This is a genomic window from Microbispora sp. CSR-4 (assembly GCF_008033685.1).
Classification (GTDB): domain Bacteria; phylum Actinomycetota; class Actinomycetes; order Streptosporangiales; family Streptosporangiaceae; genus Microbispora.
The window spans coordinates 1-12362 of record NZ_VJVX01000096.1 but is presented as its reverse complement, the minus strand read 5'-3'; the positions used below and the strand labels follow the sequence as shown (position 1 = coordinate 12362).

Sequence of the window (12362 nt, the reverse complement as noted above, 5' to 3'; positions counted from 1 at the left end):
TTGGGGATACTTCCTCGGGGCTGGCATCGTGACGTGATTCTCCCTTCCGCCAGCAGATGATGCTGGCTTCAGGGCCTCCACGAAAGTCGGAGTGGTTCATTGGACTCATGGACACTCAGCGTCCAATGAGATGTCTCCGCAGGCCAGACGAGCTAGTGTTTTGGTTCGAGCCCGTCCTCCGACATCAACCCCCAAGTAGATCAAGGCTTGCCCCCGGACTGCGGCTCCACTCCAAGGAGCTTGAGTAGTTCGGCGGTAGGGACGAGGTAGGCGACGCCGACGCGGATGACGCGGCAGGGGAACTTGCCCTTCTTGGCCAGCTCGTACGCCTTGGTCCGCCCGAGTCCGAGAGCCCGGGCGGCGGTGAGCAGGTCGACCGTCGCAGGCAGTTGCTGCAGCTCGGCCAGGGTGAGGCCCTTCATCTCTTCTCCATCAAGCTTGCCGGCCGGGTGAACCCGACCACGTCGGAACGAGCGGAATAGGACGCGTAGCGCACGACATCACCGGTGTGCGGCGCGTGGATCATCTGGCCGGGAGCGACGACGATCCCGACATGCCCAGGCCCGCCGGCTCCCGGGTGCATGAAGACCAGGTCGCCTGGCTGCTCCTGGCCGCGAGTGACAGCGGGGCCCTGGCGCCACTGGTCGGCGGCGACACGCGGCAGCAGGATCCCCGCGTACTGCTAGGCGCGCATCGTCAGCCCCGAACAGTCGAACGCGCCGGGCCCCTCAGCTCCCCACGCGTACGGCTTGCCAAGCTGCATCCGCGCGTAGGCGAGGACACGGCCGGCCACGGCAGTCGGCGCCGCAGGAAGCGCGCACAGCTCCTCCCCCACGCCAGCCGAGCCCGAAGAGTAACCGCGAGCGAAGTCGAGGACCCGGCGGACGTACCAGTCGGCGTGGTTGTAGCGCCAGATGGCCCGGTACATGTCCGCCGGCGCTCCGCTCGCCTTCAGGTACTTCGCCGCCGACGGGATCGCGTCGGCCGGGTCGTAGACGTCGGTCCGCCCGTCGCCGTTTCCGTCCACGCCGTACGCCGCCCAGGTCGTACCAAGGAACTGCATCGGCCCCATCGCTCCGGCACGGTTCGCACCATCCCGGATACCGACACCGGTACCGCGCCCGTGGTCGCTTTCGGCCTTACCGATCCCCGCGAGCACTTGCCAGGGGATGCCGTACCTCTGCCCGGCCTGCTGATACAGCCGCAGGTAGTCCGGTGGGATGTCACCGTCCTGTCCCCGACTGCAGCCAACGGAGCCGCTCATGGCGGTGAACGCCAGGATCAGCCCGAGCGGCATCGCGATGAGCAGTCCGGCGGCCGCCACGAGCAGCCGCGCGGTCATCGAGACCGGCCAGTGTTACAACTCTCGCGCAGCTCGGCCCCGAGCCTGCTGCGTCGCCAGCCGCCCGGCTCCCGGCCTGCTCTCCTCATCCCCACTGCCCCCCGCTATCGGATGGGGCTGTCGCAGCACGTCGAGGACCGCGTTCCACGAGTAGCGGTAGTCCTTGCCGGTCCGCAGCGCCGGGATCTGGCCGGCGCTGGCCATGCGGCGGACAGTCTGCGCCGACAGCCCGAGCTTCGCGGCCAGCTCCTTGGTGGTCAGCACGTCCGGGTCACGGCCAAGCGGATCGCTCATGGTCACTCCTCGTGGTCAGTGGTCACCGTTCAGTTTCCCCCACGCGACTGCGACAGCACGTCTTGTGAATACCTGAAGACGGATGCAGCCGTTTGAGACTGCTTGCGCTCTGGAATACCCACGAAGCGTGACAGTCACGCTACTGATTGCGACAATCCATCGACCCCATATCAGCAAAGGGAGGGCAATCCATGCTGGTCAGCGCAGTTGCCGACATGCTTCAGGCGGGGCCGGTGCCGAATCCGGCGCCGGTCGCACCGCCGGGCCTGGAAGGGCCGATCACGACCATCCTCGGCTGGGGGAAGTGGGGCGTCATCGTCGCGGGCGTCGCCGGCCTGCTGATCTGCGGCGCGCAGATGGCGATCGGTCGCAAGAACCGCTCCTCCTTCGCCGCCGACGGCGCGTCCGGCATCCCCTGGGTGCTCGGCGGGCTCAGCCTGGCCGCGACCGCCTCCGGCATCGTCGGGATGTTCCTCCGATGAAGGCACCCGCCCTCGTCCTGGTGCTGCTGACGGCGTGCGCCTGCGGCACGTCGACAGCCCCGGCTTCCCCGGTCCGCCAGGCGCGCATCACCTGGCAGGACTTCCATGGAGTCCGGCTGCCGCTGTCGGACCTCGACGGCCCACGCGTGCTCGACCATGACCGCGCCAAGGGCTTCTCCCACACCCGGGAGGGTGCGCTGCTCGCGGCGCTGCACATCGGCGTACGGGCGAACTCGCAGTGGGGCCCGACCGTGTTCGAGCCCACCATCACTGAGCAGGTGGTCGGTCCGGACGCAGGTCGTCTCCTGGAGCAGACGCGGACCACATACGAGGAGAGCAGGCAGGAAGCCAGGCTCCCCCAAGGCAGTCCGCTCGGCAAGGCCTACGTGGATGAGGAGGCCTATCGCTGGGAGTCCTACGCCACCGATGCCGCCACCGTCGACATCGTCAGCGCCGGCCCGGACCCACGCGGCACCACGGTCCGAGCCACCACCCGCATCCAGGTCGTCTGGCAGGACGGCGACTGGCGCGTGGTCGCGCCGCTCGACGGCGACTGGGGCAACGCCGCGACGGAGCTCAAGTCCCTTGACGGCTACACCCGCTTCGAGGAGTGACCAGTCATGCCGTGCGAGAGCCTGCTTTCTCCAAGCTGTTCGGTGACCGAGTACGTCGTCGGCAAGGTGGCCGCCGGGGCCGCCAACGGCGTGCTGGGTGAGATCGCCAAAGCCATCCAGGACGGCGTGGCATGGGTGGTCGGCAACAGCATCTCCTGGTGGGTCAGGGTGCCCTCACCCGACCTGTCCACCGAATCAGCGGTGGACCGTTTGCGTGAGTGGACGCTGCCGATCGCGATCGCGGTCGCCGTACTCGGCGTGCTCAGCGCGGGCGGCAAGATGGCGCTGACCCGCAAGGGCAGCCCGCTGGTCGACGTCGGCTCCGGCCTGGTCGTCATCGCGGCGACCTCGACCATCGGCGTGCTGACGGCTTCGATGCTCGTCAAAGCCGGCGACGCCTGGTCCAACTGGATCCTCGACACCGTCTCCCACGACGACTTCGGCCGGCGCCTCACGAAAATCCTGGCTCTGACCGGCGCGGCACCCGGTGTGGTGATCGTGCTGGGGATCGTCGCCATCTTGATCGGCGTGGTGCAGGCCGTGCTCATGCTGTTCCGCGAGGCCGCCCTGGTCGTCCTCGCCGGCCTTCTCCCCTTGGCCGCCGCCGGGTCGATGACCGTGATGACCAAGCCGTGGTTTCGCAAGGTGACCGGCTGGATGCTCGCCCTGATCTTCTACAAGCCCGCCGTCGCCGCCGTGTTCGCCACGACGTTCACCATGGTCGGCGAAGGCAAGGACGTACGGACCATCCTCATGGGGTTCGCGATGATGCTCCTGTCGCTGATCGCCATGCCGGTGCTGATGAAGTTCTTCACCTGGACGACGGGCTCGCTGGCAAGCGCCGGTGGAGGTGGCGGCATTCTCGGAGCGAGCGTCGCCGGAGCCGTCGCCCTCAGCTCCTTCCGCAACTCGTCTCCGTCCTCCTCCCCCACAGGCGCGAGCAGCCACGCCGATTACTTGTCATCCCAGCTCGGGGGCACACGAGCGTCAACTGACGCGCCCTCATCCTCTGGGACGACGACCGCGGGCTCAACGGCGGCAGGAGCAGGAGCCAAAGCGGCGGGACCAGCCGCCGCTGCGGCGGCGACCGCGGCGAGTGGCGTGGCGTCCGGCGCGAAGACCGCCGCGAACTCCATCCGAGAGGACCACCAGCGATGACGGACATCCGTACCTACGGAGGCTGGCGCCGACGGCGCGGCCTCGGCCTGCTCGGCCTGGGCACGACCGGGACGTTCGTTGCGCTGGGCGCGCTCACCGCACTGGTCCTCACCGTGTCCGTGGACTTCCGTGCCGCGCTCTATACCGGTCCGCCCGCTGCCCTGGCCGGAGCGCTGGTGCTGATCCGGGTCAGCGGCGTTCCCATCGCCAACCTCATCACGCGTCGGATCCGCTGGTCGTACGGCAAGGCCCGCGGCCACACTCGCTATCGAGCTGGCGTTGTCGTCGCCCATCCTCGTGCCTTTCAGCTGCCCGGAGTTCTGGCCGCGACCCGGCTGATGTCAGCCAAGGACGCCTTCGGTCGGCCATACGGCATCGTGTGGGACCGCCGCACCGGGCTGTTCACCGCGACGCTGAAGGTGTCACCCGCCTCGACCTGGCTGGCGGAGCGGTCGGACGCAGACACCTGGGTGGCCAACTGGGGCGCCTGGCTGGCCTCGCTCGGGCACATGCCGGCCGTCCGCTGGGTCACGGTCACCATCGACACCGCACCCGAGCCCGGCTCCGCCCTCGCCGACACCGTCGGCCGCGCACTGTCTCCCACGGCGCCCGAAGCGGCGGCCCTGCTCATGCGGCAACTGGTCAGTACGGCACCGCGTACGGCGGCCCGAGTGAACACCTACGTGAGCGTGACATTCGACCCGGCCCGCTCCCCCGCCGGACAGGGCGACATGAGCACAGCGATCGGCGAGCTCGGCCGCACCACCGAGGCGCTGGCCTCCGCGCTCGGATCGTGCGGCGTCACCGTCACCGGCTGGGCGACCGCACCCGAGCTGGCCGGAATCGTCCGCGCCGCCTACGATCCCGCTGCTCGCGCCGATACGGCCCGCTCCGATGACCTGATGTGGGCGGACGCCGGTCCCATCGGCGCTGAGGAGCACCCGGATCACTACCGGCACGACAGTGGCATCAGCGTGAGCTGGGCTTGGCACGAGGCGCCACGGCAGAACGTCCCCGCCGACGTGCTCAGCCGCCTGGTCGCTCCGGGTCCACACCCGAAGCGGGTCAGTCTCCAATACCGCCCGTTGCCCGCCGCCGAGGCCACGCGGGTGCTCGAAGATGAGGTCAACGCCGCCGCGTTCCGTGAGCAGTACCGCCGCCGGACCGGGCGGGACGAGACCGCCCGCGACGCCTACGACCAGGCCCGCGCCCGGCAGGCCGCCGCCGAGGAGGCAACCGGGGCCGGGGTCACGCTTGTGACGCTGTACGTCACCACGACTGTCATACGCGAGGAGGACCTGGCTCAGGCCGTCGCGGTCACCGAGGCCGCCGCGGAAGCCTCTCGCATCCGGCTTCGCCGGCTGTGGGGCAGCCAGTCCGCCGGGTTCGCCACCACCTTGCCCTGCGGCGTCTGCCCGGCCGAGCTGACCAGGAGGTCATGGTGAAGACTCCCGCACGCGGCTGGCGAGAGCCGTACGGCGGATGCGCCGTGCACGTGGAGGCCGGCGAGGAGTTCCAGGCGACCACGGCACAGGTGTGCGGCCTGTTCCCGTTCGTGGCCGGCTCGGGCTCCCCCGCCATCGGCACACCGATCGGCCGCCATCAGCTGTTCGGCGAGGTCGTCTGCCTCGACCCACTGGCCTGGCTGCGCGCCGGGCTGGTCACCAACCCAGGCGTGTTCGTCCTCGGTCAGCCGGGGACCGGCAAGTCGACCCTGGTCAAGCGCCTCATCGTAGGGGCCATCGCGTCCGGCTCCACCGCGCTCATCCTCGGCGACACCAAGCCCGACTACACGATGCTCGTCGAGCACGTCGGCGGGCAGGTCATCCGCGTCGGCCGCGGCCTCGACCGCATCAACCCTCTCGACGCAGGCCCGCTCGGCGCCACCGTACGGACCCAACGCGGGGCCGAAGCCGAACGTACGCGCTGGGAGCTGCGTGGACGGCGGCTCTCGCTGCTGATGGCGCTGTGCACGCTCATCCGTGAGGCGCCGGTCGGCAACGCCGAAGAGGTCATCCTCGGCCGGGCCATCGACCTGCTCGACGAACGCCTCGCCACACCGACCGTACCCGACGTGCTCGCCGTACTCGAAGAGGGCCCCGAAGCGCTGCGATCGGCCGCGCGGACCGACGACCCGGAGCGGTACCGCGAGCGAGTCAGCGACCTCGTCTTCACCCTCGAACTGCTCTGCACGGGTTCGCTTGCCGGCGTCTTCGACGGGCCGACCACCCGCCCCATCGACCTGACCGCGCCCGCGGTCTCCGTGGACATCTCCCGCGTCGGCGCGGCCGGCGACAAGCTGCTGACCGCCGCCATGCTGTGCACCTGGGCGTACGGCTTCGCCATGGTCGACGGCACCACCGGCCACTCCTACCTGGCGGTGATGGACGAGCTGTGGCGGGCGCTGCGCGGGACGCCGGGATTGGTCGAGTACGCCGACAGCCTGACTCGGCTCAATCGCGCCAAGGGCATGGCCTCCATCATGATCACGCATTCGCTTGCCGATCTGGAGGCGCTCCCCACCGAGGAGGACCGGGCCAAGGCCCGCGGCTTCATCGACCGCAGCGCCATCACCGTGCTGGCCGGGTTGCCCCCGCGTGAGCTGGCCCGCGTCAGTGAGATCACCCGGCTGACCGGGCCGGAGCAGGAACTTGTCGCCTCCTGGTCCGCGCCGGACTCCTGGCAGCCAGGCGCCCGGCATCCAGGGCGCGGCAAGTACCTCATCAAGACCGGCGACCGGCTCGGCATCCCGGTCGAGCTCGCGCTCGTCGGCGTCGAGCACGAGCTCTACGACACCGACCAGGCGATCCGATGACGAGGGCGTTGGGACCGCGCACCGGGTTCACCCCGCAGGGCGCGACCGGAGCATGGGTGGCGCTCTTCGCGGGCTGGGGCGTCGTGGCCTTCTTCGGCCTCATCTGGGTCGCCGCCCGCGTCGCGGCCGCCCTGTTCGGCGGGCAGGTCCGCGAGTTCGGCACCGACTTCGCATGGCGTGTGCTCGAAGGCCGTACGGCTTCCGCGTGGCCCGGCACGCCGACGCTTGCCGTTGTCGTCGTTGCCGCCGTCTTCATCACAGCTGCGCTCGCCGTTGTCGTGGCCGCCTGGAGGTTCGTCATCGGTCGGCTCCCCGATCCCGTGGATCCGGTGGCCGCCCTCGCGGACAATCCCGGGCTCGCTGCGCTGAAGCCGGAAGCGGCGGAGAAGAAGGCCCGCGAGCTGCGGCCGTCCCTGTACGGGCCGGCGATGCCCTGCGACATCGGGCTGGCGCTCGGCGACCTGATGCGCAACGGGCCCACGCTGTACGCCTCCTGGGAGGACACCATCGTGGCCTTCATGGCCCCCAGGTCGGGCAAGACGACCTGCCTGAGCATTCCGTATGTGCTCTCGGCTCCCGGGCCGGTCATCGCGACGTCGAACAAGTCCGACCTGTGGGCGGCGACCGCCACCCTTCGAGCCGTCGAAGGGACGGTGTGGCTGTTCGACCCGCAGCACATCACCTATCAGCCGCAGACCTGGTGGTGGGACCCGCTACGCGGGCTCGCGACGGTGGAGGACGCTCACCGCCTCGCCGGGCACTTCGTCCTCACCGTCGACGACGGCACCAAGCGTGACCTGTGGGGGCCTGCCGCGCAGGACTTGCTCTGCGCGTTGTTCCTCGCCGCCGCCTCCTCCGGCCGCACGATGCGCGATGTCGCCAAGTGGCTCGACACGCCTGCCGTACCCACGCCGGTCGAACTGCTGGAGGCCGCGGGCTTCTCCCTGCTCGCCTCGTCGCTGCGCGGCGCGCAGAACGGCGCGGTCGAGACACGCGACGGCATCTACCAGACGGCTCGTACCGCAGCCAAAGCGTTGCGCGACGAGGCGATCATCTCCTGGGTCACACCGTCGACCCTCCCCGCCTTCGACCCGAAGGCCTTCGCTGCCGGAACCGACACCCTCTACCTGTTGTCGAAGTCGCGCTCGGCTGCCGCGCCGCTCATTGCCGCACTCACCGACACCGCAATGCGGGCCGCCGAACGCCGGGCCGAGCGCATGGGCGGCAGGCTCGACCCGCCGATGGTCGTCTCCCTCGACGAGGCGGCCAACATCTGCCGGATCGCCGACCTGCCCGAGCTGTACAGCCACCTCGGCTCGCGCGGCATCGTCCCCGTGACGATCCTCCAGTCGTACGAGCAGGGCGTCACGGTGTGGGGCGAGGCGGGCATGGCCGCCATGTGGGGCGCGGCGACCCGCAAGGTCATCGGTGCCGGCGTCGACTCCCCGCGCCTGGCTCGCGACTTGGCCACGCTCGTCGGCCAGCACGACGTGCCCGTCCGTTCCGTCTCGTACGCCGACGGCCGGGCCTCGGAGCAGATCTCGCTGCGCCGACAGGACATCCTCGAACCCGCAGCTATCCGCGCGCTACGGCCGGGGACCGCGCTGTTGCTGGCCACCGGCGGACGTCCCGCCCTGATATCGCTGCTCCCCTGGTACGAGAGCCGCGACGCTGACCGGATCCAAGCCTGCCGTGACCGGCTTGAACGGCTCATCGCGGAAGGAGCGGCACGATGACGGAGCCGGTCTACGAGACGGTCGAGGAATGGGTGACCGAGCGGTTCGTCCCCATGTACCGGCGGACGCTCGGCGGGGAGTTCCGCTGGTGCGCCCAGTGGTGGAGGCACGCCGAGGCCATCTCGCGGCTCACGGCGCTCTGGCACGCCTGGGAGGCGCTGCGCCTGGAAGCCGGTACCGGCATGGGCGTGTGGTACCGCGACCACCTCGACCACCAACTACCCATCCTGCTCGGTGCCCGCGGTCCCTTTTATCAGTGCAGCGAGGACGAACACCTCGAACCCCATCTGGCCAACATTGAACCCGCCCCGCCTGGCTGGTGGGGGTCTTCCACAGAATCCGCTTCGGATAGCCCGGCGGATGAGCCCGAGCTCGACAGTCATGTCTGAATCACTAGGAGGTCTCGTGTCCCTGATCGATGAGCTGTCCAAGGCGCACGCCGAGCTGGAGGCATGGCGCGACGTCGACACCGCTCTACACGCGTTCCTGGTCGCATCGGAGGCGGCCAGGGCCATGGAAGGCGCGAGTGATCCAGAGGAGTTTCCGGCATGGGTCTCGGCCGGAAGCGCCGCGTTCGAGGGTGCGTCCGCGCTGAGGTCGGTTCCTGCCACGGCGTACGACATGCCGCTGGTCTTCAAGGACGCCGACGACCGGTCTGCTGTCACAGAGGCGATGGCTGCCCTGGGCGGGCTCCTCCGCGAGGTGATGGCCGAGAGGGCTCTCGATCTGAAGACCCCGGACGCTCGGCTTGCCGCGCTGACCGCCTCGCGCTGCGGCACCCGCATCCAGCTTTTCCTGGGCGGGTGAGCGACCATGGCAACCGTCTTCGGCGACTTCTTGCGTGAGGCGTCCGAGCAGATGAACACCGCCGTCTACTGCGCCGAACGCTCCGTTTCCGGTGTCGCCGCCATCGCGACGATCGATCCGGCGCGCCGGATGACGACGGTCCTGCTCCGGTACCTGGACGACCTCGCGCCCGAACGCGCCCCCGCGCACGAGCGGCTGTCCCATCTGTGGGACCGGGTGAACCACCCGCGCGTCCTGCTTGAGGAAGCAGCGTGATCCTGCGCGACCTCGATCGGCAACTCGCCGGCCGGAATCGCAACACTGCGCATCCCGTCCCGGTCCATGTCGCCGGCGCCGCGCTCGCTCTCGGCACCGGCCATGACCTGCTGAAGACGCACTACAACCCGCGATCGGACTGGGCGAACGCGATTGAGGACATGGGCGTCCGGCACGCGGTGCTGGACGTCGTGGCACGCCAGGCACAGCTTCTCGGCCGAGTCATGAAGGCGGTTCGAGCCGAAGTGCGCAGGGCGGGCCTGGACAGCGTACGGCTCGACCGGTTGGTCATCGTTCTGCAGACCGCGGGCGACATCGCCTTCCGGGTGACGGCGCCGGGAGCCACCGAGACGCTGGCCGCCGTACCCCTCAAGGCGCCCCGGCCGCCCTCGGCGCTACCTGCGACCGCTTCGGTCGAGCAGCTCTGCGCCGGGATCATCACGAACGCCGAGGGCATACGCACGGCCCAGCCCGAGGCGGGAGGACAGCTGTCGTCCGCGGACTGCCGACGTAACGCCACCGCCGCTGTCGTGGCCCTTCACTGCGCCTACCAGGCCGTCACAATGCTGACCCGGCGGCACACCGAACTGCATCCCGCCCGCGAACTGCTCGTCCGCCGCACGCTACGCCTGTCCGCAGAAGGCCTTCACCGTGTGCTCGACCGCTGGCAGGCCGTACGGCACCGCTGGCAGCGGCTCCTGTTCGACCAGCGACGCCCGAGCCCCGCGGATCACCTTGACCAGATGACCATTCGCCTGGGCCGTCTCATCTCGACCAACCCGGAGTGGACCTTCGAGCTGCGGAACCTGCCGACGCTGAAGTCCCCAGCCGAGCTGGCGCCGACGACCGCGGACATGTCGCAGATCCTGCTTTCCGTCCGGCACGCCGTAGAAGCCCTCGCCGTACTCGGCCATCGTGATCTGGCGCAGGTCACCGCCCCTGGCCAGATCGAAGCGATCCACGCGATGTCGAGAACCACCGCTGCCGTGAACGGCCAGGTGGGAGCATCCGGGGTACGAGCCCTCGTGGGGGCGTACCGAGACGTCGTCGGCTACACGAACTCGGTGCTTGCGGATCTCAATCGAGCTGCTCTCGATACGGCCACTCCTGGGGAGCGTCCGAGCGTCATGGTCGCGCTGTCCATCCTCGACCGCCGCCGAGATCCCGCCCTGGTCTCGGCACTCTTCGACGACACCACCGTGGCCAACAGCGCGACGGCATCGCAGTACACCTCGAACATCCGGGTGGCTCCCATCGGCGCGGTCACGGCCGCCTCAAGGTCCAACTCCGACGGCGGGCGGCAGGCAAGCAAGCCGACGAGGTAGTGGCAGGGAGCGGGAAGACCTTGGTTGTCTCCCCGGCTCTCGTGCGCTCGGCCATCCTGACCCTGGGCGGCCCGAGCCGAGCCGTGAGATCGTGACGGTCATGGCGATCGAAGATCCTCTGCGCCTTTTAGGACGGCTCCGGCTTGGCCGGGAAGAATATTGCCAGCGGCTGCTGACCATGCTGATCCTCGGCGGGCCCTATCCGCGGTGGAACACGCCCAACACTCCCTCGGACCGCGGAGCCCGTTTCCTGCTTGAGCTGGACGCGCTCTCGTTCGGCACCGGCGCCTGGGAAGTTCGGCCGCAGTTCGTCGACGAGTTCGACCTTCCACGCCGACATGACGACGAACAGGGCGGAGCACCCGACTACGCGATGCTCTGGCCCGAGCGCCTGTGGATGATCGAGCTGAAGACCGAGACCGCAAGTCACCGTCGAGGACAGCTCTCGGGGTACCTCGACCTCGCCGAACATCATCATCCGGCTCGCCGCATCGACCTCACCTACCTGACTCCGCCGATGCCTCACACACCGCCGGCCGCCCAGGCGCGGACGCGCTTCAACCACCTCACCTGGGCTCAGGTCACTCCGCTGATCACCGCTGTGTGGGGAAACGGCGACGACGCAGAGCGGCGCGTCGTCGAACTACTGCTGGCCGCCTTGGACAGCATCGGAACCGACTGGAGCACCTGGCGCACAGCCCGGCTCCAGGTAGTGCCAGGCACCGAGCTCGAGGCTCCCGTCGCTGACACGCAGCCGACGGCCGACCCCTTCAAGGAGGCGATGGCGCTGGTCGATGCCACCGCCAGGGACGGACGGCAACGGGCCCTCAGTCACGCGGTGACGGACCTGCAGGATCTGCAGGAGCTCCGCCTATCCCTACGGCAGGCCATCTGCGCCTCACCCGGCCCCTCCCCCATTCACCACGTACTGCCCTGGATCTGGAACGCCACGACCAGCGGCGGCACGGCACTCACCGCCGCTGGCGCGGAGACGGGATACGAACTGCGCCTATCCCGGTATCGCAAGCCCATCTGCTGACGCGCTGCTCAGGCGACGCTCGTATCAATCGCGCAGGGACGTGAAGGGCCGGGAGGGCATGCTGACGAGCTCGGCCATCCACGAACGGATCGTCTCCAGATGCGCCGGCAGCAGCCCGACCCTGGGATCCGGCTGAACGAGCAAGGTGGGAATTCCTGCTGCCGTCCGGCCTGCGGCCCAGGCGTGGTCGGCGGGGGTGAAATCGTCGTCGATCCAGACGGCCCCAGCGGTGCCGAGCCAGGCCGAGACGTCGTCCCGTTTCCAGAGGTAGCCGTTGGGGTGGCTCGTCGTGATGTCCTGACGCGCCAGCTCGACATGCGGGAACGGCTCCAGGCCCAGCTTGGCGCCGATCAAGGGACTGGCGTCGCCACGCCAACTGGTGCACCAGACCGGTGTCGAGCAATCGTCAAGACCTGTGGATCACGAGTTCCTAAGCAGCTGCTGGTGAGGGCTGATCGTCGGGGCGTTCGACGAGCTTGCCGTTGACGAAGGTGG

Annotated in this window: 16 protein-coding genes; 11 read left to right on the top strand and 5 right to left on the bottom strand. The window is 69.4% G+C overall.

What is annotated here, in order from left to right:
* Positions 1-200 precede the first annotated feature (200 nt).
* The 4 genes from FLV34_RS37600 to FLV34_RS37585 are packed head-to-tail and all read right to left on the bottom strand — an operon-like array spanning position 201 to position 1636.
* Entirely contained in the window at positions 201-422 is a 222-nt protein-coding gene (locus tag FLV34_RS37600) for a helix-turn-helix domain-containing protein (RefSeq protein WP_147945410.1), read from the bottom strand.
* Entirely contained in the window at positions 419-664 is a 246-nt protein-coding gene (locus tag FLV34_RS43520; protein ID WP_369074164.1) for a C40 family peptidase, read from the bottom strand. The genes FLV34_RS37600 and FLV34_RS43520 overlap by 4 nt, the downstream gene beginning before the upstream one ends.
* Positions 665-682: 18 nt before the next feature.
* Positions 683-1342, bottom strand: a complete 660-nt coding sequence (locus tag FLV34_RS37590; RefSeq protein WP_147945409.1) for a lytic transglycosylase domain-containing protein — start codon at positions 1340-1342, stop codon at positions 683-685.
* Positions 1343-1357: 15 nt separating this feature from the next.
* A complete protein-coding gene (locus FLV34_RS37585; protein ID WP_147945408.1) occupies positions 1358-1636 on the bottom strand; it encodes a helix-turn-helix domain-containing protein in 279 nt (92 codons plus the stop codon).
* A gap of 191 nt (positions 1637-1827) precedes the next feature.
* On the opposite strand from FLV34_RS37585, the gene FLV34_RS37580 reads away from it, so the two are divergent.
* The 11 genes from FLV34_RS37580 (at position 1828) to FLV34_RS37530 (ending at position 11867) form a co-directional block, all read left to right on the top strand.
* Entirely contained in the window at positions 1828-2118 is a 291-nt protein-coding gene (locus tag FLV34_RS37580) for a hypothetical protein (RefSeq protein WP_147945407.1), read from the top strand.
* Positions 2115-2732: a hypothetical protein gene (locus tag FLV34_RS37575; protein ID WP_147945406.1), complete on the top strand. Its 618-nt coding sequence runs from the start codon at positions 2115-2117 to the stop codon at positions 2730-2732. The genes FLV34_RS37580 and FLV34_RS37575 overlap by 4 nt, the downstream gene beginning before the upstream one ends.
* Before the next feature lie 42 nt (positions 2733-2774).
* Complete coding sequence (locus FLV34_RS37570) at positions 2775-3890, top strand: hypothetical protein (protein ID WP_147945405.1); 1116 nt, start codon at positions 2775-2777, stop codon at positions 3888-3890.
* Positions 3887-5335 carry an SCO6880 family protein gene (locus FLV34_RS37565; RefSeq protein ID WP_147945404.1) on the top strand — a complete coding sequence of 483 codons (1449 nt, stop codon included), beginning with the start codon at positions 3887-3889 and terminating at the stop codon, positions 5333-5335. The genes FLV34_RS37570 and FLV34_RS37565 overlap by 4 nt, the downstream gene beginning before the upstream one ends.
* Entirely contained in the window at positions 5329-6705 is a 1377-nt protein-coding gene (locus tag FLV34_RS37560) for a hypothetical protein (RefSeq protein ID WP_147945403.1), read from the top strand. The genes FLV34_RS37565 and FLV34_RS37560 overlap by 7 nt, the downstream gene beginning before the upstream one ends.
* Complete coding sequence (locus FLV34_RS37555) at positions 6702-8441, top strand: type IV secretory system conjugative DNA transfer family protein (RefSeq protein ID WP_147945402.1); 1740 nt, start codon at positions 6702-6704, stop codon at positions 8439-8441. The genes FLV34_RS37560 and FLV34_RS37555 overlap by 4 nt, the downstream gene beginning before the upstream one ends.
* Entirely contained in the window at positions 8438-8830 is a 393-nt protein-coding gene (locus FLV34_RS37550) for a DUF4913 domain-containing protein (RefSeq protein WP_147945401.1), read from the top strand. Before FLV34_RS37555 ends, FLV34_RS37550 begins: the two co-directional genes overlap by 4 nt.
* 16 nt (positions 8831-8846) lie before the next feature.
* Positions 8847-9248: a hypothetical protein gene (locus FLV34_RS37545; RefSeq protein ID WP_147945400.1), complete on the top strand. Its 402-nt coding sequence runs from the start codon at positions 8847-8849 to the stop codon at positions 9246-9248.
* Positions 9249-9254: 6 nt separating this feature from the next.
* Positions 9255-9503, top strand: a complete 249-nt coding sequence (locus FLV34_RS37540; RefSeq protein WP_147945399.1) for a hypothetical protein — start codon at positions 9255-9257, stop codon at positions 9501-9503.
* Positions 9500-10828: a hypothetical protein gene (locus FLV34_RS37535; RefSeq protein WP_147945398.1), complete on the top strand. Its 1329-nt coding sequence runs from the start codon at positions 9500-9502 to the stop codon at positions 10826-10828. The genes FLV34_RS37540 and FLV34_RS37535 overlap by 4 nt, the downstream gene beginning before the upstream one ends.
* Before the next feature lie 100 nt (positions 10829-10928).
* Entirely contained in the window at positions 10929-11867 is a 939-nt protein-coding gene (locus FLV34_RS37530; protein ID WP_147945397.1) for a hypothetical protein, read from the top strand.
* Positions 11868-11891: 24 nt separating this feature from the next.
* On the opposite strand, the gene FLV34_RS37525 is transcribed toward FLV34_RS37530, so the two are convergent.
* Positions 11892-12221 carry a hypothetical protein gene (locus FLV34_RS37525; RefSeq protein WP_187280840.1) on the bottom strand — a complete coding sequence of 110 codons (330 nt, stop codon included), beginning with the start codon at positions 12219-12221 and terminating at the stop codon, positions 11892-11894.
* Between the last annotated feature and the right edge of the window lie 141 nt (positions 12222-12362).